The organism is Comamonas sp. BIGb0124, from assembly GCF_003752175.1.
GTDB lineage: Bacteria > Pseudomonadota > Gammaproteobacteria > Burkholderiales > Burkholderiaceae_C > Comamonas_F.
The window spans coordinates 910,697-934,314 of the sequence record NZ_RJVF01000008.1; the positions used below are offsets into that span (position 1 = coordinate 910,697).

Annotated in this window: 26 protein-coding genes and 1 riboswitch; of the genes, 9 read left to right on the forward strand and 17 right to left on the reverse strand. The window is 65.5% G+C overall.

Features of this window, described 5'->3' with window-relative positions; all coding sequences use genetic code 11:
* Nucleotides 1–108: 108 nt before the first annotated feature.
* Nucleotides 109–702 carry a GbsR/MarR family transcriptional regulator gene (locus EC845_RS05345; RefSeq protein ID WP_123296378.1) on the forward strand — a complete coding sequence of 198 codons (594 nt, stop codon included), beginning with the start codon at nt 109–111 and terminating at the stop codon, nt 700–702.
* A 49-nt stretch (nt 703–751) separates the two neighbouring features.
* Here EC845_RS05345 and rpiA read toward each other — a convergent pair whose 3' ends face one another.
* Complete coding sequence (rpiA, locus tag EC845_RS05350) at nt 752–1,435, reverse strand: ribose-5-phosphate isomerase RpiA (protein WP_123296134.1); 684 nt, start codon at nt 1,433–1,435, stop codon at nt 752–754.
* A gap of 105 nt (nt 1,436–1,540) precedes the next feature.
* On the opposite strand from rpiA, the gene EC845_RS05355 reads away from it, so the two are divergent.
* Entirely contained in the window at nt 1,541–2,620 is a 1,080-nt protein-coding gene (locus tag EC845_RS05355) for a quinone-dependent dihydroorotate dehydrogenase (RefSeq protein WP_123296135.1), read from the forward strand.
* A 116-nt stretch (nt 2,621–2,736) separates the two neighbouring features.
* Here the strand turns inward: EC845_RS05355 and EC845_RS05360 are convergent, their stop codons facing one another.
* The 4 genes from EC845_RS05360 to EC845_RS05375 form a co-directional block, all read right to left on the reverse strand.
* On the reverse strand, nt 2,737–3,159 hold the full coding sequence (locus EC845_RS05360) for a hypothetical protein (RefSeq protein ID WP_123296136.1): 423 nt from the start codon (nt 3,157–3,159) through the stop codon (nt 2,737–2,739).
* A complete protein-coding gene (locus tag EC845_RS05365) occupies nt 3,156–3,557 on the reverse strand; it encodes a phage holin family protein (RefSeq protein WP_123296137.1) in 402 nt (133 codons plus the stop codon). Before EC845_RS05365 ends, EC845_RS05360 begins: the two co-directional genes overlap by 4 nt.
* A 166-nt stretch (nt 3,558–3,723) precedes the next feature.
* On the reverse strand, nt 3,724–4,038 hold the full coding sequence (locus EC845_RS05370) for a DUF883 family protein (RefSeq protein ID WP_123296138.1): 315 nt from the start codon (nt 4,036–4,038) through the stop codon (nt 3,724–3,726).
* A 141-nt stretch (nt 4,039–4,179) separates the two neighbouring features.
* Complete coding sequence (locus EC845_RS05375) at nt 4,180–5,322, reverse strand: NAD(P)/FAD-dependent oxidoreductase (RefSeq protein ID WP_123296139.1); 1,143 nt, start codon at nt 5,320–5,322, stop codon at nt 4,180–4,182.
* Nucleotides 5,323–5,459: 137 nt separating this feature from the next.
* Between EC845_RS05375 and EC845_RS05380 the strand changes: the two genes are divergently transcribed.
* Entirely contained in the window at nt 5,460–5,690 is a 231-nt protein-coding gene (locus EC845_RS05380) for a DUF904 domain-containing protein (protein WP_123296140.1), read from the forward strand.
* A complete protein-coding gene (locus tag EC845_RS05385; RefSeq protein ID WP_123296141.1) occupies nt 5,687–6,151 on the forward strand; it encodes a cell division protein ZapA in 465 nt (154 codons plus the stop codon). Before EC845_RS05380 ends, EC845_RS05385 begins: the two co-directional genes overlap by 4 nt.
* Before the next feature lie 456 nt (nt 6,152–6,607).
* Here EC845_RS05385 and EC845_RS05390 read toward each other — a convergent pair whose 3' ends face one another.
* From EC845_RS05390 to EC845_RS05400, 3 genes are all read right to left on the reverse strand, one after another.
* Nucleotides 6,608–6,808, reverse strand: coding sequence for a hypothetical protein (locus EC845_RS05390; RefSeq protein ID WP_123296142.1), 201 nt, complete (start codon nt 6,806–6,808; stop codon nt 6,608–6,610).
* A 195-nt stretch (nt 6,809–7,003) separates the two neighbouring features.
* Nucleotides 7,004–8,407: an ATP-binding protein gene (locus EC845_RS05395; RefSeq protein WP_123296143.1), complete on the reverse strand. Its 1,404-nt coding sequence runs from the start codon at nt 8,405–8,407 to the stop codon at nt 7,004–7,006.
* Nucleotides 8,404–9,231 (reverse strand): response regulator transcription factor, encoded by an 828-nt coding sequence (locus EC845_RS05400; RefSeq protein ID WP_123296144.1) that lies wholly within the window; start codon nt 9,229–9,231, stop codon nt 8,404–8,406. Before EC845_RS05400 ends, EC845_RS05395 begins: the two co-directional genes overlap by 4 nt.
* A 151-nt stretch (nt 9,232–9,382) precedes the next feature.
* Here EC845_RS05400 and EC845_RS05405 point away from each other — a divergent pair, with 151 nt between their 5' ends.
* On the forward strand, nt 9,383–10,051 hold the full coding sequence (locus EC845_RS05405) for a hypothetical protein (RefSeq protein WP_123296379.1): 669 nt from the start codon (nt 9,383–9,385) through the stop codon (nt 10,049–10,051).
* A gap of 119 nt (nt 10,052–10,170) precedes the next feature.
* On the opposite strand, the gene EC845_RS05410 is transcribed toward EC845_RS05405, so the two are convergent.
* The 5 genes from EC845_RS05410 to EC845_RS05430 all read right to left on the reverse strand — a co-directional run bounded on the left by EC845_RS05410 (nt 10,171) and on the right by EC845_RS05430 (nt 14,270).
* Entirely contained in the window at nt 10,171–10,707 is a 537-nt protein-coding gene (locus tag EC845_RS05410; protein WP_123296145.1) for a 6,7-dimethyl-8-ribityllumazine synthase, read from the reverse strand.
* Nucleotides 10,708–10,821: 114 nt separating this feature from the next.
* Nucleotides 10,822–10,998: riboswitch (FMN riboswitch) on the reverse strand.
* Between the two features lie 167 nt (nt 10,999–11,165).
* Nucleotides 11,166–11,627 carry a histidine phosphatase family protein gene (locus tag EC845_RS05415; protein ID WP_123296146.1) on the reverse strand — a complete coding sequence of 154 codons (462 nt, stop codon included), beginning with the start codon at nt 11,625–11,627 and terminating at the stop codon, nt 11,166–11,168.
* Nucleotides 11,628–11,712: 85 nt separating this feature from the next.
* Complete coding sequence (locus EC845_RS05420; protein WP_123296147.1) at nt 11,713–12,552, reverse strand: GNAT family N-acetyltransferase; 840 nt, start codon at nt 12,550–12,552, stop codon at nt 11,713–11,715.
* A 183-nt stretch (nt 12,553–12,735) separates the two neighbouring features.
* On the reverse strand, nt 12,736–13,662 hold the full coding sequence (gene ppk2 / locus EC845_RS05425) for a polyphosphate kinase 2 (RefSeq protein ID WP_123296148.1): 927 nt from the start codon (nt 13,660–13,662) through the stop codon (nt 12,736–12,738).
* Between the two features lie 104 nt (nt 13,663–13,766).
* A complete protein-coding gene (locus EC845_RS05430) occupies nt 13,767–14,270 on the reverse strand; it encodes an Lrp/AsnC family transcriptional regulator (RefSeq protein WP_123296149.1) in 504 nt (167 codons plus the stop codon).
* 185 nt (nt 14,271–14,455) lie between these two features.
* Here EC845_RS05430 and glmS point away from each other — a divergent pair, with 185 nt between their 5' ends.
* Nucleotides 14,456–16,348 carry a glutamine--fructose-6-phosphate transaminase (isomerizing) gene (gene glmS / locus EC845_RS05435; protein ID WP_123296150.1) on the forward strand — a complete coding sequence of 631 codons (1,893 nt, stop codon included), beginning with the start codon at nt 14,456–14,458 and terminating at the stop codon, nt 16,346–16,348.
* A gap of 54 nt (nt 16,349–16,402) precedes the next feature.
* Here the strand turns inward: glmS and EC845_RS05440 are convergent, their stop codons facing one another.
* From EC845_RS05440 to EC845_RS05450, 3 genes are read right to left on the reverse strand one after another with little or no spacing between them, the layout of a single operon-like run.
* Entirely contained in the window at nt 16,403–17,278 is an 876-nt protein-coding gene (locus EC845_RS05440) for a shikimate dehydrogenase (RefSeq protein ID WP_199739726.1), read from the reverse strand.
* A 13-nt stretch (nt 17,279–17,291) separates the two neighbouring features.
* On the reverse strand, nt 17,292–18,668 hold the full coding sequence (locus tag EC845_RS05445) for an aromatic acid/H+ symport family MFS transporter (RefSeq protein WP_123296151.1): 1,377 nt from the start codon (nt 18,666–18,668) through the stop codon (nt 17,292–17,294).
* A gap of 31 nt (nt 18,669–18,699) precedes the next feature.
* Nucleotides 18,700–19,545, reverse strand: a complete 846-nt coding sequence (locus tag EC845_RS05450) for a sugar phosphate isomerase/epimerase (protein ID WP_123296152.1) — start codon at nt 19,543–19,545, stop codon at nt 18,700–18,702.
* 141 nt (nt 19,546–19,686) lie between these two features.
* Here EC845_RS05450 and EC845_RS05455 point away from each other — a divergent pair, with 141 nt between their 5' ends.
* Nucleotides 19,687–20,472 carry an IclR family transcriptional regulator gene (locus EC845_RS05455; RefSeq protein WP_123296153.1) on the forward strand — a complete coding sequence of 262 codons (786 nt, stop codon included), beginning with the start codon at nt 19,687–19,689 and terminating at the stop codon, nt 20,470–20,472.
* Nucleotides 20,473–20,542: 70 nt separating this feature from the next.
* On the opposite strand, the gene EC845_RS05460 is transcribed toward EC845_RS05455, so the two are convergent.
* Complete coding sequence (locus EC845_RS05460; protein WP_123296154.1) at nt 20,543–21,484, reverse strand: LysR family transcriptional regulator; 942 nt, start codon at nt 21,482–21,484, stop codon at nt 20,543–20,545.
* Between the two features lie 96 nt (nt 21,485–21,580).
* Between EC845_RS05460 and EC845_RS05465 the strand changes: the two genes are divergently transcribed.
* Nucleotides 21,581–22,561, forward strand: coding sequence for a tripartite tricarboxylate transporter substrate binding protein (locus EC845_RS05465; RefSeq protein WP_123296155.1), 981 nt, complete (start codon nt 21,581–21,583; stop codon nt 22,559–22,561).
* A 42-nt stretch (nt 22,562–22,603) separates the two neighbouring features.
* Entirely contained in the window at nt 22,604–23,401 is a 798-nt protein-coding gene (locus tag EC845_RS05470) for an alpha/beta fold hydrolase (protein WP_123296156.1), read from the forward strand.
* Nucleotides 23,402–23,618 lie beyond the last annotated feature (217 nt).

A 23,618-nucleotide genomic window follows, 5' to 3' on the forward strand; every position in this document is an offset into this window, starting at 1 on the left:
ACTTGAATGACCCCACCCCCACACAGTCGTCCCATAAAAAGCTAGACTTTCAGAACTAACTGGAATCCTCAGAACACCGTGCCCGCTACCGCTTCCTCGCCCAACATCATGCAATTGCCACCTCTCTCCCTTCAATTCGTGTCCCACTTCGGCGAGATGGGCAGCCGTTGGGGCATCAGCCGCACGGTGGGCCAGATCTATGCGCTGCTCTATCTCTCGGACGAGCCGCTCAACGCGGACGACATCGCCCAGACATTGGGTTTTTCGCGCTCCAACGTGAGCATGGGCCTCAAGGAACTGCAGGCGTGGCGCCTGGTCCAGATGCGCCACCTGCCGGGCGACCGGCGCGAGTACTTCCAGGCGCCCGAAGACGTCTGGGAAATATTCCGTGTGCTGGCCGAAGAACGCCGCCGCCGTGAAATCGAGCCGACGCTGTCGCTGCTGCGCAGTGCGCTGCTCGAAAAACCCAGCAACCCCAAGGAAGAGCACGCCCAGGCCCGCATGCGCGAGATGCACGAGCTCATCGACCGCCTGCTGACGTGGTTCGACGACGTTCAGCGCCTGCAGCCCGAGACCGCCATGAAGCTCATGGGCATGGGCGCAGCGGTCACACGCGTGCTCACGCTCAAGGATCGTTTCAAGATCGGCCGCGAGGACAAGAAGACTGCCGGTGCCGCCGACGACACGTCGACGCCGAACTGACACCGAGCCCCGGCCAGCCCCTGCGGGCCGATGCCGGGGGCCCACCGCTTCACTGCACGGCGGTGAAGTCCAGCGTCTGCACGCCGGTCGATGTGCCCAGCAGGCAGACCTGGGCCTTTTGAAAAGCGAAGACGCCCACGGTCACCACACCGGGCCACTGACTGACCTCGGCTTCGAACTTGACCGGGTCGGCGATCTTGAGACCGCGCACATCGAGGATGTGCTGACCGTTGTCGGTGACCAGAGGCTGGCCGTCCTTCAGCCGCAGCGTGGCCGCGCCACCGATGGCCTGAAAGTGGCGGGCGATGGCGCTGGCCGCCATGGGGATCACCTCGACCGGCAGCGGAAAGCCGCCCAGCACATCGACCAGCTTGGACTCGTCGGCGATGCAGACAAAACGGGCCGACAACGAGGCCACGATCTTCTCGCGCGTCAGGGCCGCCCCGCCGCCCTTGACCATATGGCCGCTGCGATCGATCTCGTCGGCGCCATCGATGTAGACCGCCAGCCGCTCCACCTCGTTGGCGTCGAACACCGGAATGCCCAGGGCCTGCAGGCGCTCGGTACTGGCCAGCGAGCTGCTGACCGCACCGCGGATCCGATCCTTCATGCCGGCCAGGGCGTCGATGAACTTGTTCACCGTCGAACCCGTACCCACGCCCACGATCTCTCCGGGCACCACATACTGCAGCGCAGCCTGGCCCACCAAGGTCTTCAACTCGTCTTGCGTCATATTTGAGACAATCCTGCAAATTTCATTCAACACTGTGCCAGGACACGGTTGGCGGCCCGTTCAAGGATGCCGCCATCGAGCCCTGGAGCTTCCCCCGATTTTCCCATGCCCATGCTGCCCTATTCCCTCGCAAGAGCCGTCCTGTTCAACCTCGACGCGGAAAAGGCCCACGACATCACGCTGGATTCGCTGCAACGCCTGCAGAACACCCCCCTGGCCTGCCTCTACAGCACGCCCCTGGTCAACGATCCGGTGACGGTCGCCGGCGTCAAGTTTCCGAACCGGGTCGGCCTGGCTGCCGGACTGGACAAGAATGCCCGCTGCATCGATGCGCTGGGCGCGATGGGCTTCGGTTTCGTCGAGGTGGGCACCGTCACGCCGCTGCCGCAACCCGGCAACGCCAAGCCGCGCATGTTCCGCATTCCCGAGCGCCACGCGCTGATCAACCGGCTCGGCTTCAACAACGACGGTCTGCAGGCCTTCGTCGACAACGTGCAGCGGGCCCGCTTTCGCAAGCAGGGCCGGGTGCTGGGACTGAACATCGGCAAGAACGCGGCCACGCCCATCGAGCAGGCCAACGAGGATTACGTCAAGGGCCTGCGTGGCGTGTATGCGCATGCCGACTACGTGACCATCAACATCAGTTCGCCCAACACCAAGAACCTGCGCGACCTGCAGAGCGATGCGGCGCTCGATGCCTTGCTCGGTCAGCTTTCCGAAGCCCGCGAGCAACTGACCGTTCTGCATCGCCGCAGCGTGCCGCTGTTCGTGAAAATCGCACCCGACGTCGACGACGAACAACTGAGTGTCATCGTGCAGACGCTGCGCCGCTATGGCAGCGATGCCGCGGGGCAACCGAATCAGGCCTGGGGCGTGATCGCCACCAACACCACGCTCAGCCGCGCTGCGGTGCAAGGTCTGCCCCACGCCGACGAAGCCGGCGGCCTGAGCGGTGCCCCCGTGCTCGAAGCCAGCAATGCCGTGGTTCGCAAGCTGCGCGCCGGTCTGGGTCCCGGTTTCCCCATCATCGGTGTGGGTGGCATCCTGAGTGCTCAGGACGCCGTGTCGAAGATCGATGCCGGTGCCGACGTCGTCCAGATCTACACGGGCCTGATCTACAACGGCCCCAGCCTGGTCCGCGACAGCGCGATCGCCATTCGCGACCACCTGGCCGGCAAGGCCTGAGGGCCTACAAAAAAAAAGGCGGCCGGCGGGTCGATCGCCGGGCCGGCCTTCGGGCAGGTTCGGAAACGCATGCGTGCCCGGCAACCGGGACTCGCATGCGATCCAGGGCACGGGGGTCAGGGCTTGCGCAACAGCGGCAGCAGCAGCCGGCCCACCACCAGCAGCTTGGCCGGTCCCAGTTTCCATACCAGGCCGACGCCCAGGGCCAGCACTGCCGGATGCTGCAGAGCCAGTTTCAGCGTCGCGCTGCGCGGAAATTCGTCGGAGATGCCGACGGCGCGGTCGCGACGCGGCAGCACCCGCGGTTCGACCGGCGCCAGCGGATCACGCGCGGCCCCTTCACGGGCGGTGCGCCGATCGAGATCGGCCAATGCCGTCTCGGCATCTGCAATCGCCTTCACGTGACTGAGCCGATCGCGACGCGCACGGATGCGGTCGATCACCGCCTCTTTTTCGGTGCGCGTGGCCTTGCGGGCCAGTTCGGCCGCTTCGCGGGCTTTCTGCGCCGTATGCTGGATGTTTTCGCCTAGATCGCTCACAGCTTCTCCTTCAACGTGGCCCAGTCTCGGGCCAGCTCGTCACGCGTGCCCTGGAACGCCTGGCCACTGGCGCGCGCGGTGGATATGAGGGTGTAGAGCGCTGCCGCCCAGCCGACGAGCCAGATGCCGGCCACCACCCAGACGGCCGTGGCACGATGCGGCGTATCCCAGTACGAGGCCATCACCGCGAAGGACAGGACGACCAGCGCCACGATGGTCAGGGCCAGCGCGGCGATGGTCAGCAGCACCAGCTTGAGCATGCGCCGTTTTTCCTCGGCCCACTCGATGCGGGCCAGCAGCCAGCGGTCTTCGACCGCCACCGCCCCTTCCGCTGCCGCGTGCCGGGCACGGTTGACCCAGAGCTCCAGGCCCAACAAAGAATAGAGTCGTTCCAGCATGAAGCCCCCCAACTGCGGTATGTGCTGACTCGTGAAACAAAAAGCCTGGCTGGCCAGCCCCCGCGGAACGAGTCCGCATGCTGTTCGCCACCAGGCATGGCCGCAGCCCTCAGGGCGAACGGCAGATCATCGGCACGCCACGCCTCGTGGCGCACCCGGGAACGCCTTAACGGCGGCCCAGCAGGAAGCCCAGCACGGCGCCGACGGCCAGTGCCGTGCCGGCCACGCGCCAGGGTTCGTCGTGCGCATAGTCGTCGGCTGCATGCGCAGCGCGGCGAGCCTGCTCGGCGGCCTCGTGGGCGGCATCGGTGGCGGCATTGCGGGCACGTTGCAGGCTGTCTTCCAGGCGTTCGCGAATGGCCTTGATTTCAGGCGATGCGGACAGCGTGTCGCTGCTGCTCAAAATGTCGCGCAGGTCGGCAACCAGATCCTCGAGCTCGGCGCGAGCGACGGATTGGGCTTTCTTGATGGATGCAGGCATTGGTTTTCTCCTGAAGCTAGCGTGATAAGAAAAGGATCGAAGGATGTTCGATAAAGAAAGGCAGATCGCCGATCGATGCAACCATTCTAGAAGCGCGTTGTAACCAATCGCAAGCCCTCCATCGGACATCGCGACGCAGTCCTACACCTCGGTGACAGACCGTGCCGGAAGCGCCAGCAGGTCGGCGACGTACGCACCGATCGCCATCGAACTGGTCAGCCCCGGGGACTCGACACCGAACAGATTCACGAGGCCCGGCACGCCATGCCGGGACGGACCGTCGATGCGGAAATCGGGCGCCGGCTCGCCGGGGCGGTGGATCTTTGCGCGCACCCCGCTGTAGGCCGGCTGCAGGGCGCCATCGGCCAGACCGGGCCAATAACGGCGAACCGCTTCGTAGAAAACATCGGACCGCGCGGGATCGACCTCGTAATCGATCTGCTCGGGCGACTGGATGTCCAGCCACTCGTGATCGGGCCCGAAGCGGGCCTGTCCGCCCAGATCGAGCGTGAGGTGCACACCGAGCCATGCATCGACTGGCGCCGGGTAGATGAGCTGACCGAAGGGCGCCGCCCCCGCCAGACTGTAATAGCTGCCCTTGGCGAAGGATGCCGTGGGAAGATCGCCTTGATCCAGCCCGAGGAATTGCCTCGCCAGCAAGGGCGCATGCAGGCCGGTGGCGTTGACCACCACGCCCGCCTCGACCGTCCAGTCGCCCAATCGAAGCACATGCCCCCGGTTCGAGCCCGCCGACGCCAGCTCGACGCCGTCGACCGGCGAACTCAATGCCAGACTGCCGCCCGCGCGCTCGAGATCGCCCTGCAGCGCCAGCATGAAACCGTGGCTGTCGACAATGCCCGTGGTCGGCGACGACAGCGCGGCCACGCAGCGCAATTCCGGTTCCATGGCCCGGGCCTGCTCGGCATCGAGCATGTCGAACGGCACGCCGTTGGCCTCGGCCTTGCCCGCCAGGGTCCGCAGCGCCGCCAGTTGCGCCGGCTCGGTCGCCACCACCAGCTTGCCGCAACGCCGGTGTGCCACGCCCTGCCGTTCGCAAAGCGCATACAGCATGGACTTGCCCTGCACGCACAGGCGCGCCTTGAGCGAACCGGGTGCGTAGTAGAGTCCTGCGTGAATGACCTCGCTGTTGCGTGAACTCATCCCCTGGCCGATCGTGCCCTGGGCTTCCGTGACCACGGTTTCCAGGCCACGCCGGGCGAGTTCGCGGCCCACGGCCAGGCCGACCACGCCGGCACCTATCACGATTGCATCGACTTTTTCCATAGTGCTTGGGCTTCGGCAGTACCGAAGGCTCGAGTCCATATCAAAATACGACTTTAGCCGCGATTCGGGTTTCAGCAACACCATCGGCCCCACATCCAGGAACCGCCCGAGCCGGCAATCAGTAGAATTTCCTCGCCATGACATCTTCGCCGCACATCGAGCAGATCACCGACCGCGTAGAGCGCCTGCTGGCGCGCCACCACGCCTTGCAGCAAAACCACAGCGATTTGCAGCAGCAACTCCAGCAACTCACCGACGAACGCGATTCCCTTCAGTCCCGGCTGCGGGCTGCACGCGCACGCATCGATGCCCTGATCGAGCGGCTTCCTCCCGCAGCCCAGCCTCACACGGAAAAGGCAGATTCATGAAACAGATCGAAGTGCAGATCATGGGCCAGAGCTATCTGCTCGGCTGCCCCGAAGACGGCGAGGAGCGCCTGCGCATTGCCGTCGAGAAAGTCGACTCGGCCATGTGCACCATCCGCGACCATGGCAAGGTCCGCGCACGCGATCGCATTGCCGTTCTGGCCGCGCTGAACCTGGCTTTCGATCTGACGGACCGCCACGCGGCAGAAGATGCCGCAGCCGCCGCACAAGCCGCGGCCGGACTGTCGGCGGGCCTGCCCGGCTCGGCGACTCGCGCCCCGTCGGCGACCTGGATGGCCGCAACGCCGCCCCCATCGGCCGCAGGGGTCTCTGCGCCAGGCTTGCCGCAGCAGCGCTCGCCCTCCCAGGCTTTCGACGAACGCGAACCCCAGCTCGAACTGCTGCTCACCAAACTCGACCAGGCCCTGGCAGAGCCCTCTGCGGACCCGGCGCAACGCAACTGACGTGCACATCCCGCCGGCCTTGTCGGGCAAGGCATGAACGCTCCGAGCCTTATGACGAAAGAATACAGTGCGGCCGTTGTAGGCCCCGCCAGCCTGGCTTAAAATGGAGGCGTCTGCAGTGCATGCCGGGCTTTATATTTCCTTGAACCAATGCTCATATGAGCCCGGGCTTGGAAAATCGTCTGGCTGGTGTGATCATCTCGCGTCAGATGAACCCGATGCCTTTCTGACCTCGCCCACCTGAACCCCCGGTTCAGGATGACGGCTCGGTGGCACTCGCAGACACCCTATTCCACGCGCGCCCTGCTCTGCACGGCGCGCGTTTTACATGGGGTCTTCACCAGACGGGAACGGTGAACAGGACCGTCACCACGACCGCGATGAGGCCGATGGCCACCGTCTCGACCGTCTTGCCGGTGGAGTCGTCGCCGGGGTCTTTTTTCATCGCGGGCCTCTTCAGCGTGGCGGCCACGGGTAGACATAGTCCGCCCACAGCCAGTACAAGGACAGCACCGCACACAGCAGCACCGGGCCCACGGCCAGCCAGGCGGTGCCCGTGAGGCCGGCCTGCTGCTGCATGAACAGCAGAATCAAACCTGCCGCGACCGACGGCAGCATGAAACGTGCACGTTTGTACTTGGACTTCTTTCTGGCCATGGCGTGAACCTCTGTAGACGCGGAGATGAGGGGGTTCGGGCGCGCTGCACATGGACGTGAACACGGCATGGATACGGCCCGGATGGCCTGTATCGTAAAAAAATATGTCACGCTCGCGTGTAGGAAAACAGGCGAGCTGCAAGTCGTGAGTTTTCTCGGCGCCCTGGAAAGCCGGCGGCGGGATTCACCCCGGGCTCAGGTCGGCAGCCAGACCCTGGCCCGCAGCCCACCGCCGTCGCGCTCATGCAGACTGAGCACGCCGCCATGGCCCTGTACCGCCGAACGGGCGATCGACAGGCCCAGCCCGACCCCGCCGGCCCCCTGGCTGCGTGCGGCATCGACCTGGAAGAAGGGCTCGAACACCTTGTCCATCAGCTCGGCCGGTATGCCGGGACCGTCGTCGTCGACCGTGACGAGCCAGCCGGATTGCCCGCTCGCCGATGCCTGCTGCCGCAATTGCAAGGACACCTGCCGGCCGAAACGCAGGGCGTTGTCGAGCAGGTTCTGCAACGCACGCTGCAGCGCCAGCGGACGGCCTCGGTAGGGCGCGGTCTCGGGCGCATCCAGCCGGATCGACGAGGTCTCGCGCGATCGACCCGGCCCCACGGATTCGCCGAGCAGGCGGCGCCGTGCGTCGTCGACCAGTCCATCGAGCAGCACACGCAGATCGAGGTCCTCGGTGTTTTCCTCGACCGCATCGCCGCGTGCGAACCGCAGGGTCTGCTCGACCATGCGCTGCATGTCTTCCAGCGTGCGGATCATGGCATCGCGCGAGCGGCCTTCCGGCAGCATCTCGACGCGCAGCCGCAACGACGTGATCGGCGTCCGGATGTCGTGGCTGATGGCGGCCAGCATCTGCGTGCGGCCTTGCACGTAGTCCATCAGCGTGGTCTGCATGGTATTGAACGCGACGGCCAGATCGCGGGTCTCCTGAGCGCCCTCGACCGCCAGCATGTCGAGACGCTCGCCCCGGCTGACCCGCTCGGCGGCACGTGCCAGCGTCTTGAGGGGCCTGACCACCCAGTAGATGAAGAGCAGCACGAGCGCAAGGATGGGCAAGGTGCTCACGGGCAGCGAAAACCGGAGCAGTTGCAGCCACTGGTAACCGGCCAGGGGCTGCTGGTAGCTGTAGAGCCATTGGCCGTTGGGCAGCGGCATGGCGATGTTGAGATCGACCAGCCGCCAGCCCTCGCGGGAAGACTCCCGTGTCTCGCCGCTGTCCGTGAGGTGTACGGCGATCTGGTCGAACGGCACCTCGGGCAGGTAGGTCGCCACGCTCTGGGCGATGCGCAGCTCCTGCTCGCTCATGGGCTGAAGGGGACGGCTGTCCACGTCCTCGATCCAGAAGCGTGCGTCCTCCGTTCCGACGGTCCACAGCATGGTGTGGAAATCGTCCCCCACGCTGGACGACGAGGCCACCCGGTAAGCCACCACCATGCGCTCGACCACCTGCGATTGCGAGATGGGATTGAGAACCTCGGTGCGATGCCAGGTCACCAGCAGCGCCAGGCCATGCGCAGCCAGCACACCCAGCATCACCACGGCGGCCAGTTGGCTGCCCAGATGCCGGGGCCACAGTCGCCAGCGGCTCGCGCTCACGCGGTCGAGGCTTCTTGCACGTCGACCGCGAACACGTAGCCATTGCCCCACGCCGTCTTGATGAGACGCTGGCCGTCGGTGCGGGTTTCGAGCTTGCGGCGCAGGCGGCTGACCACGGTATCGATGCTGCGATCGAAGACCTGGGGCGTCTCGCTGCCGTGCGTCAGTTGGAGAAGGCGGTCGCGGCTGAGGACCTGGTTGGGGTGGGCCACGAGGGCGCAAAGCAGCTTGAACTCGGCCGTGTTGAGTTCGAGGGGCTGACCGGCCGGATCGTGCAGTTCGTATCGACGCGTGTCGAAGAGCCAGCCGTCGAACAGATAGCGGCCTGCCAGGGCTGCGGGGTCGAGCGCTGCGGCAGTGACGGGGGCCGGGGCGGCAGGGGCTTCGCTGCTCGCGGCGGCCTGCCCCGCGGCTCGCGTCTGCTGGCGCATCGCACGCCGCAGCACGGTGCGGATGCGGGCCAGGAGCTCGCCCGGCGCAAAAGGCTTGGTCACATAGTCGTCAGCACCCAGACCCAGGCCGTGGATGCGCTGCTGAACCTCGGCCACGGCGGTGAGCATGATGACGGGAATGCCGAAACGATCGACCACCTCGGCACACAGCGTCCAACCGCTTTCATCGGGCAGCATCACGTCCAGCACCACCAGGTCGACCGGGCCGGCCGCGAGCTGACGGCGCATGCCCATGCCATCGGCGGCCGTCACCACGTCCAGGCCTTGGGCACCCAGGTATTCGGCCAGGGGCTCGAGGATGTCACGGCTGTCGTCGACCACCAGCACACGCGGCGCGGGGGCGATCGACTCGGCGGTCGGGAGTTCGGCCATATCGGAAAGGTTCTCCAGGGGATGCGGATCTGTCGCCCGATTTTAAGATGAGCCGGAACTGGAATCGAGACGATGCCAGGGAGGGGCATTTCACAAAGTCGATAACCGTATATACTGTTTACACCTTTAAACCCCTATGCCGACCAGAATCATGAACACCCCTGCATCCAATCTGCCCGTCTCGACCGACAAGCCCGCCGATCAGGCATCGGCCCCCGCCATCGTGCCGTCGGTCGTTTTGACCCCCGCGGCCAAACCGGCTGCTGCACGCAAACCCGCGGCCCGCAAGGCCGTGGCCAAGGCCGCAGCCAAGGCGCTGGCTCCCGCCCCCGCCACGACGTCCGCTCCGGCAGCCGGCAAGGCGGTGACCGCAAAAGCCCCGGCCAAGGCAGTCAAGACCGCTGCCGCACCGACACCGGCCGCCGAGCGCAAGGCCCGCGTGACCAAGAAACCCGCCGCACCCAAGGCTGCGCCGGCCACTCCGGCCGCCGCTCAGACCCAGGCCGCACCGAGCGCCCCGAAATCCGCAGCCAAGCCCGTCAAGGCCGAAAAGCCGGTCAAGGAAACCAAGCCTGCGGTCAAGGACAAGAAAGCCAAGAAGGCCAAGCTGGTCCGCGACAGCTTCACCATCCCCAAGGATGAATACGCGGCTCTCGAAACGCTCAAGCAGCGTGCCCTCGGTCTGGGCCTGGCCATCAAGAAGAGCGAAATCCTGCGCGCCGGCCTGCTGGCCCTGAACGCCCAGGCCGACGCGGCCCTGCTCAAGACCCTGCAATCGGTGCCGACGCTCAAGACCGGCCGCCCGGCAAAGTCCGAGTAACAACGGCTTCCTGCGGGCCGTCCTGCCGGCCTGCCGGCCTGCCGAGGTCCATGCCATCGAAAAAAAAGCGGCCGCTTGCGCAGGCCGCTTTTTTTGTTTCGGGCAGACGCCGATCGATCTCAGGCCGCCAGTTGGCGTGCGCCCTCGCTCTGCGCGATCGCCTGCAGGCTGGACACCGTCTGTACGCAGGCCTGGGCGGCTTCCTGGCCCTTCTTGACGAAGTGCTGGAAATAGAACTCCCGATGCTGTTCGTGCTCGTGGAAATGATGGGGCGTGAGCACCGCGGAAAACACCGGCACGCCGGTGTCGAGCTGCACCCTCATCAGCCCGTCGATGACGGCCTGCGCCACGAAATCATGGCGGTAGATGCCGCCGTCGACCACAAAACCGCTGGCCACGATGCCCGCATACCGGCCGGTACGGGCCAGGACCTGTGCGTGCAGGGGGATTTCGTAGGCGCCGGGCAATGCAAAGACATCGACCTGGCTGGACGGCACGCCCAGACGCTGGAGTTCGGCCAGGAACGAGGTGCGGGCCTGTGCAACGATGTCGCCATGCCAGCTGGCGTGGATGAACGCAAAACGTTTGCCTGCCAGATTGGCCGAGGCGTGGATGTTGGCATTGCTGCCCGGTGCGACGTGAAGATTCTGACTCATGGGTGACCTTGAAGAAGATGACGACCTGAATCAGGGCACACGATAGGCCATGCGGCCAGCACACCGGCAGCCGCTCCGAACGGAACGCAACTGCCCGCATCGCGGCCATGCCTGTCGCGTTTTCTTTCATCCGGACTGTGACCGTCGGCTTCGGAATCGAACCGAATCTGCTGACCTTGCGCAGCAAGCCACGCCGCAAGGGCAATGGGGCCGACGCAAGCGCTCGCGGGCTGATGTGCACCAGGCACAAACACCGCCGGTAGGGAATTGCACCCTGCCCTGAAAACGCTGCGAAGCCGACAAAAGGCAAAAAAATCGCCTCTGCATCGACTCAACGGGGGCTATTCTAGAACGACTCGGCCATCCTTGCAGGCGACCGACCCCACACAGAACAATGATCGATATGCGCTTAACGCAGACCGGCAAAGATCACAGGATCCGGTCGGGACGGCCGGCGGTCAAAGCAGCTCGGGCGTCTGTACGGTCAGCACCACGGTCGAGGACTGGTCGCCGCGCGAGCGGTGACGCAGCCACCAGACCGAGCCTTTCTTGACGGCACAGTCGGCCTCGCTCAGATGCAGCAGATGGGCGATGGTCCGGCCCAGCATCGGCTGATGCCCCACCACCAGGACGGGGGACCGGGAAGCCGGCCATTGGGACAGGCGCAGCAGATCCTCCATCGAGCCATCCGGCAGCAGTTCGGCCCGGCGCTTGAACTTGCGCCCCAGCGCCTGGGCCGTCTGCTCGGCGCGGACGGCCGGGCTGCACAGGATGCGTACGCCTTCCGGCAGTTGCCGATCGAGCCAGGCGGCCATGCGGCTGGCCTGCTTCTCGCCTCGCGGCGTGAGCACACGCTGCTCGTCCTCGATGTCTTCGACGGCTTCTTGTACTTCGGCGTGGCGCCACAGGATCAGATCCATAGAGTCAGACTGCGAAGTGGACCCCCTGCGCACCAGCGGGCGCAGCAGGCGTTGAAAGGCCGCAAACCTGTTCGATTGGCGGGCTTCAGTTGGCGGGCTTCATGAAGTGCTTGCGATAGCGCGGCGCCAGATCGTCGAGCTTCATCATCATGGGCAGATCCGCGGTGTTGAAGTCCGGATCCCAGGCCGGTGCGCCCAAGATGCGTGTACCCAGCCGCAGATAGGCCTTGATCAGCGCAGGCGGCTCGGCCAGCATGCCGGCAGGCATGCCCGCCTCCAGCTCGTCGACGGGCAGCGGCAGCCGCGGCAGCACCTGGTACTCGATGGGCGCCAGATAACGCTCGCGCAATTGCAGCCAGATGCTGGCCGCGGCATGGCCACCGGCCACGCCGTCACGCTGCCCCGGGATCTGCATCGGAATGCTGGCACAGCCGATCATGATGTCGAGCTGGTTGCGGCCCATGAACTCGGCCAGAGCGGCCCACAACGCCATGATCACGGCGCCTTGCCGGTAGTCGGCATGCACGCAGCTGCGGCCGAGCTCGACCATGCGATGGCGCAGCATGCGCAGGCGGGTGAGATCGAATTCGGTATCGCTGTAGGTGCTGCCGGCACGCTTGGCCTGGGCCGGCGTGAGCACGCGGTATGTTCCGATCACCTCGTCCGTGCGGGTGTCGGTCACCAGCAGGTGCTCGCAGTAGTCATCGAACAGGTCGACATCGTGCCCGTCCAGGCGGGTGTGCAGGCGCGCACCCATCTCGCGTGCAAAGACGTCGTAACGCAGGCGCTGCACGGCGCGGACCTCGTCGAGGTGCCGGGCCCATGTGACCTTCACGTCGCTCGGCGTGGCGGGACCGGGTGCTTGGCGCGGCGCGACCGCGCCCTTGATGCCCCATCCGGTGGAGATGCCCGTCGTCTGTGTCATGTCATGTCACTCCTGTTGTTGTGCCAGTAGTGTCAAATTTGTCGATGACTCGTATTTTTCAGATCGATGAACAATTCATGACATACGGCGATCATGAAAAAATCCCGGTTGCCTGGCCTGCGGACAGGCGGACACCGGGATCGGATGACACGGCCGCACGCGGCGGCACGGGCTCGTGGACGCTCAGTAGCGCGTCGGGACGATCATCTGGCTGGGAATGGGCTCGCGATGGTAATCCTTGTGCCGCACGCGCTCGGGCAGGACGATGGTCTCGTGCTCGACCTCGTGATAAGGCAGTTGCGTGAGCAGGTGGGAAATGCAGTTCAGGCGGGCCTTCTTCTTGTCGACGGCCTGCACCACCCACCACGGCGCTTCCGCGATGTTGGTGCGCTCGAACATGATTTCCTTGGCCTTGGTGTAGGCCTCCCAGCGGCGGCGGCTCTCGAGATCCATCGGGCTGAGTTTCCACTGCTTGAGCGGATCGTGCATGCGGCCCAGAAAACGCAGATGCTGCTCTTCGTCGGTGATGGAGAACCAGTACTTCACGATCTTGATGCCCGAGCGCACCAGCATGCGCTCGAACTCCGGGGCATCCTGAAAGAACTGTTCGTACTCGTCGTCCGAGCAGAAACCCATCACGCGCTCGACACCTGCGCGGTTGTACCAGCTGCGGTCGAACAGCACGACTTCGCCGGCTGCCGGCAGATGAGCCACATAACGCTGGAAATACCACTGGGTGCGTTCGCGGTCGTTGGGCGCAGGCAGCGCGGCCACACGGCACACGCGGGGGTTAAGGCGCTGGGTGATGCGCTTGATCGCACCGCCCTTGCCCGCCGCATCCCGTCCTTCGAACAGGATCACGACCTTCTGCCGGTTGGCCACCACCCAGTCCTGCAGCTTGACCAATTCGCCCTGAAGGCGAAAGAGTTCACGGAAATACTGCTGCCGCTCGAGTGCGATGTTCCGGGCTTCGTCGTCGCTCAGGGGATCGCGGCCGTAGTCGTAGACCGCGTCTTCGGCTTCGAGCTCCAGTTCCTCGTCATAGCTGTCCAGCAGGTCCTGCCGGATGCGCATCATCATCTCTTTTTCATCGGGAATCGGAAGATTCATGAAACCCCCTCCTGTTTCGGCTTCTGCATCCGAGCGAGCATGCCCGGACTATCCTGCACAAGATAAGTCGATGATGTGTCAGCAATATGACAACGACGCCGTCTTCAACGCACCCGCGTCACCGGGCTCGAGCCGACCTGAACGGGAATGGCAGGCTGGAACTTGGCTCGGTGCACACTGAAGTAGGTCTTGACGTTGCGCACATGGCTGTCGCTGGCCAGCAACCGCTGCGCCAGCGCCTGGTAGGCCGGCATGTCGGCCACGTAGACCACGAGGACAAAATCGGGACCCGGCGAGACACGATAGCACTGCTGCACGGCCGCGTCGGCCACCACGCGCTGCTCGAAAGCCCGCATGCGGTCGTCGGCCTGCTGGTCCAGCGTCACCTCGACGATCGCCGTCAATCCGTAGCCTTGGACCTGTGCCAGCGGGGTGGAGCCCAGGATGGCGACCTGCCGTTCGATCAGCCCGGCCTCGACCAGCCGCTTGACCCGGCGCAGGCAGGTGGGTGGCGACACGTTGACCCGCTGAGCGAGCGCCAGATTGGAGAGCGTAGCGTCCTCTTGCAACAGATTGAGGATCTGTGCATCCGTGAAATCAATGTCCATGATTCATGCAATTATGAAATAAAAGAACCAACCACCCATAAAACGAAACTAAATTTCATATTTCATATGAATTAGAACGCATATTTCGAACCGCTTTCCTTAGGATTTCAGACAGCGAGCGGCATGGGGCCTTCCACGAAGGTCGGCGCCCAGGCCATCATCCGGAAAAGACATTGGAGAGTTTTATGTGCGGTATCGTCGGCGCCGTTTCCACGCGCAACATCGTCCCCTTGCTGGTACAAGGCCTGCAGCGGTTGGAATACCGCGGCTATGACTCGTGCGGCATCGCCATCCATGCGGCCGGCGCCCCGGGAACCGGGGGCCTGCAGCGCACACGCAGCACCTCGCGTGTCTCCGAGCTCGAAGCCCAGGTGCAGCAGGAATCGGTGCAAGGCACCACCGGCATCGCCCACACCCGCTGGGCCACGCACGGCGCTCCGGCCGTGCACAACGCGCATCCCCACTTCAGTTTCGGGCCGGGCGGCAAGGCCGAAGGCCGGCCCCCGCGCGTGGCGCTGGTGCACAACGGCATCATCGAGAACTACATCGAACTGCGCCAGAGCCTGCAGGCCAAGGGCTATGTGTTCAGCAGCCAGACCGATACCGAGGTCATCGTGCATCTGGTCGACTCGCACTACGACGGCGACCTGCTGGCCGCGGTCAAGCAAGCGACGGCCGAACTGCATGGCGCCTATGCCATTGCCGTGTTCTGCCGCGACGAGCCGCAGCGCATCGTCGGTGCACGTGCGGGCTCGCCCCTGGTCCTCGGCGTGGGCCAGGGCGAGACCTTCCTGGCATCGGATGCGATGGCATTGGCCGGCGTGACCGACCAGATCGTGTATCTCGAGGAAGGCGACGTGGTCGACCTGCAGTTGGGCCGTCACTGGATCGAAGCGCGCACGCCCGACGGGCACAAGCCGGTGGAACGTCCGGCCAAGACCGTGCTGGCCCACAGCGGCGCAGTGGAGCTCGGCCCCTACCGCCACTACATGCAGAAAGAGATCTTCGAACAGCCGCGTGCCATCGCGGACACGCTGGAAGGCGTGGCCGGCGTGGTGCCCGAGCTGTTCGACGGCCCCAACGTACAGCCCGGCCTCAATGCACACCACACCTTCAAGGCGGTGGACAACGTCCTCATCCTGGCCTGCGGCACCAGCTACTACAGCGGCTGCGCAGCCAAGTACTGGCTGGAAGGCATCGCCGGCATCCCGACCCAGGTCGAGGTCGCCAGCGAGTACCGCTACCGCACCAGCGTGCCCAATCCGCGCACCCTGGTCGTCACCATCAGCCAAAGCGGCGAGACCGCCGACACCCTGGCCGCATTGCGCCATGCGCAGAGCCTGGGCATGGAACAGACGCTGACGATCTGCAATGTGGCGACCAGCGCGATGGTCCGTGAGTGCCGGTTGGCCTACGTCACACGCGCCGGCATGGAAATCGGCGTGGCCTCGACCAAGGCCTTCACCACGCAGTTGGCCGCCTTGTTCCTGCTGACGCTGGCCCTGGCGCAAAGCAAGGGCCGGCTGACCGAACAACAGGAACAGCAGCACCTGACGGCCATGCGCCACCTGCCCGCCGCCCTGCAGGCCGTGCTGGCACTCGAGCCGCAGGTGATTGCGTGGGCCGAGGACTTTGCCCGCAAGGAAAACGCCCTGTTCCTGGGTCGCGGTCTGCACTATCCGATTGCCCTGGAAGGCGCGCTCAAGCTCAAGGAGATCAGCTACATCCACGCCGAAGCCTATCCGGCCGGAGAGCTCAAGCACGGCCCCCTGGCGCTGGTCACCAACGAGATGCCCGTCGTGACCGTGGCGCCCAACGACCAACTGCTCGAGAAACTCAAGAGCAACATGCAGGAAGTCCATGCCCGCGGCGGCGTGCTGTATGTCCTGGCCGATGCCGACAGCCGCATCGAGGGCGAGGACGGCATCCACGTCATCCGCATGCCCGAACACTATGGCGCGCTGTCGCCGCTGCTGCACGTGGTGCCGCTGCAGTTGCTGGCCTATCACACCGCCTGCCTGCGCGGCACCGATGTGGACAAGCCCCGGAATCTGGCGAAGAGCGTGACGGTGGAATGAGGGGACGGCTGCGGGCGTCCGGCCGCCAGGCCGGGTCCCGGTCCCCTCGCCGGTTCATCCCAGAAAAAAATCCGCGTACATCGCGATCTGCGGCTGCAGCATGTGCAGGCCGGCATGCGTGGCCAGACCCCGTGCCGCGGCCTGGCGCAGCAACTGCGTTTCGGCCGGCTTCATCACGATGTCGGCGACCACGGCGCCCGGCTTGATCGCATCGACGGACAGGGGCAAGGGATCGTCCGGCTTCATGCCCATCGATGTGGCGTTGATCCACAGATCGGCCTGTTCGGCCACCCCTTCCCGCCAGCGTTCTGCAACGCCCCGGCGATGCCGGTCGAGACGATCGACCAGCCGCTGTGCGGCCTCGGTGTCGACGTCCCGGACGACCACCCTCGCGACACCGGCCAGCACCAGCGACGCCGCGATCGCCGTGCCGGCCCCGCCTGCGCCGACCAGCACGACATCGATGCCCTCGACCGCATGGCCTGCCGCACGCAAACCTTCGACAAAACCGGTGCCGTCGAAGTTGTCGGCTTCCCATCGGCCGTCCGGACGGCGGCGCAGCGCATTGGCAGCGCCCGCCAATGTCACGGCCGGGCTCAAGGATTGCGCGTGACCGCAGATCGCGATCTTGTGCGGCACCGTGACCAGGATGCCGTCCAGATTGGCGATGTTCTGCAAACCCGCCACCGTGGCGGACAGCCGATCGGGCGGCACATCGATGGCGACCATCACGGCATCGACCTGGCGCTCGGCAAACAGCCTGTTCATGAGCCGAGGAGCCTGGACCTGTGCGATCGGGTGTCCGATGTGCACGAACAACCGGGTGGTGCCCGAGGGCGATGGCAAAGGCGACATCGAGGACAAGGCCGGCGCCTTCACGCCGTCCGGCGTGGACGCCCTTTCCGCAGGGGTTTCGATGGCGTGGGACATGTGCCTCGCCCCCTCACGCCCGTGGCCGCAGAACCGGCACCGCAGCGTCCGCTTCATCCAGCGTCTGCACACGCGAGCGGCGTTGGCTGCCCTTGACGAATGCGGCCACCACGGCGATGCCGATCGGTACCGTCAGCGCCAGGAACAGCTGGCCGAAATCCCACTGCAGGCCCAGCAGCACCGCACCGATCGATGCGCCAGAGATGGCGCCGAAACGACCGATGCCCGTCATCCAGCTGGTGCCCGTGGCACGCATCGACGTCGGGTAGTAGCCCGCAGCCATCGCGGTCCACCCGGTGTTCGACGAGTTGATGCAGAAGCCCAGGAAAAAACAGAGCGCCATGAGCCCGTTGATATCCGGGTCGAGATTGCCCAGCGCGACCGTCAGCGCCCCAGCGAACGTCAGTGCGCCGATCTGCACGTAATGCTGCGCCCAGCGGTCCATCAGCCAGCCGATCACGATGTTGCCGAAGGTGCCTCCCAGTTGCATCATGGCGCCGACCATGGCGGCATCGGCCAGCGTGAAACCGTCGTCCTTCACCATGATGGGCAGCCAGCTGTTCAGGAAATAGACCGTCAGCAGATTCATGAAAAGCCCGGTCCACAAGGCGACGGTGGTCACGGTATGCGGCTTGGACACGATCATCTTGATCGCCGCCTTGCCGCCGCCGGAAGCATCCGGCATGACGAACCGGGTCGAGCCATCGGCGGCATGGGGCTGCACGCGGTTGACGGTCTTGATCAGCTCCTCGCGACGGTCGCCCTGCACGGCCAGGAACTTCGCGGACTCGGGCAACACGGCCCACAGCACCCCGGCGAACAGCATGGGCACGACACCGCCGACAAACAGGATGGCGTGCCAGCCCCAGCCCGTGATCAGCGTGTTGGCCAGAAAACCGCCGCCCGCCGCACCCAGCGTGAAGCCGCAGTACACGACCGTCACCATGAGGGCACGGTATTTCTTGGGCGCGTACTCCGATGCCAGCGTCGCGGCGTTGGGTTGGGAAGCCCCCAGTCCCAGTCCGGTCATGAAACGCAGGAAAGCCAGCATTTCCAGGCTCGTCGACCACGTCGACAGCAAGCTCATCAGGCCAAAGAAGAACACCGAACCGATGATGATGTTGCGGCGGCCGAACCGGTCGGCCAGCGGTCCGCCGGCCAGCGCGCCGATCGCCAGGCCAAACAGCCCCATGCTCAACACCGGTCCCAGCGCCTCGCGCGGAATCTTCCAGTCCGCGATCAGGGCGGGGGCGATGAATCCCATGGCGACGATGTCGAAGCCATCGAGAATCAGGATGAACAGACAGAGCAGCAGAATGCGCCAGTGAAAGCCCCCGAAGGGGCGGCTATCCAGGAATGCTGGAATGTCGAGCGGTTTGGACGGGGCCACGGAATGTCTCCTGTTGGAAAAATAAGAGGTGTCAGAGCAGGCCGCGCATGTAGTTCAAGCTGTCTTGAACCGCCTGTGCGTGGTCGGGGTAGTCGGGGCTGAGGTAGTCGATCTCGAGGGCCAGCAAGCCGGTGTAGCCATGCTTCTTCAGGTCGGCAAACGCACGCGGCATGTCGATCAGTCCCTGCCCGGTGGGCACGCTGGGCCAGAATGCGAACGCCCTCGGATCGCCGCCCTGGGCCTTGATGTCCTTGACATGCGTTGCCCGCGTCAGCGGTGCGAGCTTCTCGATCGCCACCCCCGGGTCTTCCAGCATGCGAAGGTTGTTCGCGGTGTCGAGACACACGCCCAGCCAGGGCGAGTCGAGCGTCTCGACCAGTTCGACGAGTTCGTCGGCCAGGAAGTCGATATGGTTCTCGATGGCCAGCACGACCCCGAACGCGCGTGCATGCGCGGCCGCCTCGCGCAGCAGCGGCACCAGTGCGGCCTTGTGGGTCGGCCAATCGGCCACGCGCGTGCGCCGGCCACCGCAACAGATCCGCATGACTCCCGCACCGACCGCTGCGGCGATTTCGGTATGCCTTTTGAGGTCGGCCAGCTGATCGGGCGCAAAACCCGACCCCAGGCCGCCGGGATGTCCCCAGGCCCACACGCAATCCAGATTCAGCTCGGCCAGTCGCCGGCGCATGGCGACGACTTCGGCGGCACTCGGATCCGGAATGAAACAGGACTCGATCGATACGCCGGCCACGCCCAGCGCGTGGGCCTGGTCGATGAAATCGGCCATGGTCATGCGGTGGCCGGGATCCTGCTCGAGACCGGGATAGATCTCTCCGAACTGGCGGTGATAGGTGTACGAGTCGATGGCTAACTTCATGATTTCTCCAATTTGGATCATTGTTCCATTTAGATCGATATTCCATTTCAGTGAAAACACCGATGTACGGGAGTCCAGATGAACTGCTATTCCATATGCGTTACCATCGTTCGACCCCCACAGATACACATTCGACAGCTCATGCCTTCTGCCCGCGACCGTGCCGTCCTCGTCCTGGAACTGCTCTCACAACACGTGCAGGGCCTCGCCATGTCGGAGGTCGGTGACCGTCTGGGCATTCCCCGCAGCGCCGCACACCGTCTGCTGGCCGACCTGAAGGAAATGGGATACGTCAAGCAGAACGCCCACACCACCCACTACATGCTCACGATCAAGCTGGCGGCGCTGGGCCTGAGCTATCTCGCGGCGACCGGCGTGACAGACGCCGCACAACCCCTGCTCGACGATCTGGCCGAGCGCTCGTGCGAACTGGTCCGGCTGGCGGTGATCGAGGGCAACCAACTGACCTGGGTGGCCAAGTCGCAGGGTGCCCGATCGGGGCTGCGCTACGACCCGGATGCGGGACTGGACGTGTATCTGCCGGCCACGGCAAACGGCCTGGCCTGGCTTGCGGCAGTCACCGACGAGCGCGCCCTGGAACTGCTGTCGCAACACGGCATGGACCAGGCCAAGCGGATGGGGCCCGGTGCCCCGCAGACACTGCGCGAGGTGCTCGAACGCATCGACCAGACGCGGCAGCGCGGCCATGCCACCGTGTTCGATGCCTATGAACAAGGCACGAGCGCCATGGCGGCAGTGGTTTGCGCATCGACCCACGGTGCGCCGATCGCGACGGTCAGCATCGCGGGTCCCTCCGTGCGCATGACGCCCGAGCGCATGGAGGCGCTGGCCCCCGATCTCCTGGCGTGCGCCAAAGCACTGGGAGCGACCAGCGGTCAGTCGCCGCTGTTTGCGTCGGTGAACTGACCGCAAGCGCAGCGGCGCAGGCCTTCGGAACGTCTATCTCAGGCCGGCCGCCGAAGGCGCAGCCTGGAGATCACAGACCCGAAAAGCGCTCGCACATGAAGTCGCTGAAATGCTGCGCGGCCTCGCCCAGCCGCAGTTCGGGCTGCAACAGGCCCAGCGGTTCGAGAGGCGCTTCGCCGGACACCGCCAGCTCCACCACCTGGCCGCTGCGGATCAGCGGACGCACCAGGGTGTAGGGCAGTACGGCCAGCAGATCGTGTTCGAGCAGCAGCCACCACATCATCGTGGGCGCGCGGGTGATGAGCGGATGCAGCTGCAGCGGCCTGTCGCATCGGCTCGACAGCGCATCGAACTGCAGGCGGGCAGCCGAGCCGGCCGGCAAGGCCAGCCAGATGGCATCCTGAAGCGCCTGGCGGCCGGGCTGCCCCTGTATCGAGGCCAGCGGGTGACGGGCGCGGCAGACGATGGCAAAACGATCCTGCAGCAAGGGATGGAACGTCCAGCCCTCCGGGACCACGGGCGGCTGGCGGCAGGCGATCAGATCCGCCTCGGTCCGGGCGATGGCCAACAGTTGTTCGTTGCCCTCGGCTTCACGCAGATGGACCTGGATACCGGGCCGCTGCCGATGGAAGTCGCCCATGCTCTCCTGCAGCAGGCCGTTGATGGCGGCGATCGATGCAAACAACCTCACCACACCGCTGCCGTGGCTGTGCCGTGCGGCAATGGCTTCGGCGCTTTCGGCCACGCCCAGCATCACCTGCTTGGCCAGGGGCAGCAGGTCGCGGCAGGCATCGGTCGGCCGCACGCCCTTGGCATGGCGATGGAACAGCGGCGTTTCGAGCAGGTCCTCGAGATAGGCCAGGGTCTGCGTGACGGAGGACTGCGTGACACCGATGGCCTCGGCCGTGCGCCTGACGCTGCCGAGTTCGGCCAGGCGCAGCAGCACCTGGATGTGACGGAACTTGCCCCGCGCCAGCAAGCGGTTGATCAGGGTCGAGGCCAGGATGCTCATGGTATTAGCGATTCTAATCAACGGGCCCAAAAATTAATTAGTCGTGATTGCCTGAACCATGGACGATCTGCACACCCAGAACGACGGAGACAAGACATGAACGCCCTCACCCGCCGCACGGCCTGCCTGGCCCTGGCCTCGCTGGCCTGCATGCGCCACGCGACAGCGCAGCAAGCCCAGCCCTGGCCGTCCAGGCCCATCCGCGTCATCGTGCCCGCGCCACCCGGCGGCGCCTACGACGCCACCATGCGCCCGCTGGCACAGGCCCTGTCCAATGCGCTGGGGCAGCCCGTGGTGATCGAGAACCGGCCCAGCGGCGGCAACGTGGTGGGCGCGCAGGCCGGCGCACGATCGGTGCCCGACGGCTACACGCTCACCATGACCGGCATGGTCAACACCATCTCGGCCGGTCTCTACGACAACCTGTCCTTCGACATCGTCGAGGACTTCAGCCACATCGGATCGATCGGCGCCGCCGCCCAGTGGCTGGTGGTCCGCAGCGACTCGGGTTACGCCGATCTGCCCGCCCTGCTCGACCGGGCCCGCCGCGAGCCCGGCCGGATCGACTACGCGAGTTCGGGCGCGGGCAGCACCGGCCACCTGCTCATGGAGATGCTGCAGCGCGCAGCCGGCATCTCGTTGACCCATGTGCCCTACAAGGGCGGTGCACCGGCGCTGCAGGACGTGCTCGGCGGCGTCGTTTCGGTCATCGTGGTGCCGCCCAACACGGCCATCCCCCATGTCCATGCGGGCAAACTGAAGGTGCTGGCGGTGTCGTCCGCGCAGCGCTCGAACGCCCTGCCCGGCGTGCCGACCTTTTCGGAGCTGGGCTATCCCCAACTGATGGCGAGTTCCTGGGTCGGTCTTTCGGCCCCCAAGGGCACACCCGAACCCATCGTCCAGATCCTGAGCCGTGCCCTCGCCAAAGCCCTCGAAGACCCGGCGCTGCGCGCCCGCCTGGAAACCGACGGCATGACCCCGCAGACCCTGAGCCCCGCGCAGTACACGGCGCTCGTGCGCAGCGACACGGAACGCTGGGGCCAGCTCACCCGCAGCCTGCAACTCAAGGCACAGTGATGCCCTGCACGCCGCTCATCCACCCGACCTGAAGAACGACCCATGCCTTTCGTCATTTCCCACGACCGTCCGATCTACTACGAACGTCACGGCAGCGGCCCCGCCGTGATGTTCTGCCACGGCGCAGGCTCGAACGCGGCCACCTGGTGGCAGCAACTGCCGGTCTTCACGCCGGGCTACACCTGCATCACGCTCGACCAACGCTGTTTCGGCCGGTCGACCGCGCCGCTGGAGGAGTTCCGCTTCGATCTGTTCGTGGACGACGTGCTGGCCATCCTCGATGCCGAACGCATCGACCGCGTGGCCTTGGTGGGGCAATCCCTCGGCGGCATGGTGGGCCTGCGGCTGGCCCTGCATCATCCTGATCGCCTGTGGGCCTTTGTCGCCTGCGACACCTCGCTGGCAGTCGACCATCCCGAGCTGATCGAACGCATGGCCCGGCGGGTGACCTCCTCCCAGGCCCTGACGGTCGAACAGCGTTCGCTGGGCAAGTGGTTTCTGCAGCACCACCCGGACAAGGCCGCGTTGTATGCGCAGATCAACCATTTCAACCCCAGCGCGCACAGCTACCCCGCCGCGGCCTGGGGCGCGGCCATCGCCAGCCTGATGGCTCCCGACGTGGTCCTGCCCTTCGACAGCGTGCGCCAGATCGGCTGCCCGACCTTGCTGGTGGTCGGCAGCGAAGATCCACTGGTTCCCGTCGCGGTGATGGAAGAGGCGCGCCAATTGATCGCCGGCAGCGCGCTTCTGGTGATCGACGACGCAGGGCACTCGGCATATTTCGAAAAGCCCGCCGTCTTCAATGCGCGTGTGCTCGACTTCCTGCAGAACGTGGGATAGCGGCGAGATCGAGAAACGCGGCGAGGCCTCTGCCGGTGCCGTCCCACGGCCCTCGGATCACGCCGTCACTGGAGCGGCTGGGCAGCAGAAGTGAGTTTTCATGAGTTTGTGGCGGGGCATGAGTGGATACGATTTTCGCTCCTGTGAACCTTCCAGCCCAACCCTATGCACACCCCGTGGCGCTCCAACGGTCCACCTCCGCCACCCCGCTGCCCAT

Bases quoted from the DNA above. Each gene is read 5' to 3' on its own strand.
- EC845_RS05455 (WP_123296153.1), top strand. From the start codon at position 19,687: ATGCCTTCTGCCCGCGACCGTGCCGTCCTCGTCCTGGAACTGCTCTCA.
- EC845_RS05370 (WP_123296138.1), bottom strand. From the start codon at position 4,038: ATGCCTGCATCCATCAAGAAAGCCCAATCCGTCGCTCGCGCCGAGCTC.
- rpiA (WP_123296134.1), bottom strand. From the start codon at position 1,435: ATGACGCAAGACGAGTTGAAGACCTTGGTGGGCCAGGCTGCGCTGCAG.
- ppk2 (WP_123296148.1), bottom strand. From the start codon at position 13,662: ATGAATCTTCCGATTCCCGATGAAAAAGAGATGATGATGCGCATCCGG.
- EC845_RS05450 (WP_123296152.1), bottom strand. From the start codon at position 19,545: ATGAAGTTAGCCATCGACTCGTACACCTATCACCGCCAGTTCGGAGAG.
- EC845_RS05345 (WP_123296378.1), top strand. From the start codon at position 109: ATGCAATTGCCACCTCTCTCCCTTCAATTCGTGTCCCACTTCGGCGAG.
- EC845_RS05365 (WP_123296137.1), bottom strand. From the start codon at position 3,557: ATGCTGGAACGACTCTATTCTTTGTTGGGCCTGGAGCTCTGGGTCAAC.
- EC845_RS05465 (WP_123296155.1), top strand. From the start codon at position 21,581: ATGAACGCCCTCACCCGCCGCACGGCCTGCCTGGCCCTGGCCTCGCTG.
- EC845_RS05420 (WP_123296147.1), bottom strand. From the start codon at position 12,552: ATGACACAGACGACGGGCATCTCCACCGGATGGGGCATCAAGGGCGCG.
- EC845_RS05390 (WP_123296142.1), bottom strand. From the start codon at position 6,808: ATGGCCAGAAAGAAGTCCAAGTACAAACGTGCACGTTTCATGCTGCCG.
- EC845_RS05355 (WP_123296135.1), top strand. From the start codon at position 1,541: ATGCCCATGCTGCCCTATTCCCTCGCAAGAGCCGTCCTGTTCAACCTC.
- EC845_RS05415 (WP_123296146.1), bottom strand. From the start codon at position 11,627: ATGGATCTGATCCTGTGGCGCCACGCCGAAGTACAAGAAGCCGTCGAA.
- EC845_RS05440 (WP_199739726.1), bottom strand. From the start codon at position 17,278: ATGTCCCACGCCATCGAAACCCCTGCGGAAAGGGCGTCCACGCCGGAC.
- glmS (WP_123296150.1), top strand. From the start codon at position 14,456: ATGTGCGGTATCGTCGGCGCCGTTTCCACGCGCAACATCGTCCCCTTG.
- EC845_RS05385 (WP_123296141.1), top strand. From the start codon at position 5,687: ATGAAACAGATCGAAGTGCAGATCATGGGCCAGAGCTATCTGCTCGGC.
- EC845_RS05460 (WP_123296154.1), bottom strand. From the start codon at position 21,484: ATGAGCATCCTGGCCTCGACCCTGATCAACCGCTTGCTGGCGCGGGGC.
- EC845_RS05410 (WP_123296145.1), bottom strand. From the start codon at position 10,707: ATGAGTCAGAATCTTCACGTCGCACCGGGCAGCAATGCCAACATCCAC.
- EC845_RS05405 (WP_123296379.1), top strand. From the start codon at position 9,383: ATGAACACCCCTGCATCCAATCTGCCCGTCTCGACCGACAAGCCCGCC.
- EC845_RS05375 (WP_123296139.1), bottom strand. From the start codon at position 5,322: ATGGAAAAAGTCGATGCAATCGTGATAGGTGCCGGCGTGGTCGGCCTG.
- EC845_RS05470 (WP_123296156.1), top strand. From the start codon at position 22,604: ATGCCTTTCGTCATTTCCCACGACCGTCCGATCTACTACGAACGTCAC.
- EC845_RS05400 (WP_123296144.1), bottom strand. From the start codon at position 9,231: ATGGCCGAACTCCCGACCGCCGAGTCGATCGCCCCCGCGCCGCGTGTG.
- EC845_RS05380 (WP_123296140.1), top strand. From the start codon at position 5,460: ATGACATCTTCGCCGCACATCGAGCAGATCACCGACCGCGTAGAGCGC.
- EC845_RS05430 (WP_123296149.1), bottom strand. From the start codon at position 14,270: ATGGACATTGATTTCACGGATGCACAGATCCTCAATCTGTTGCAAGAG.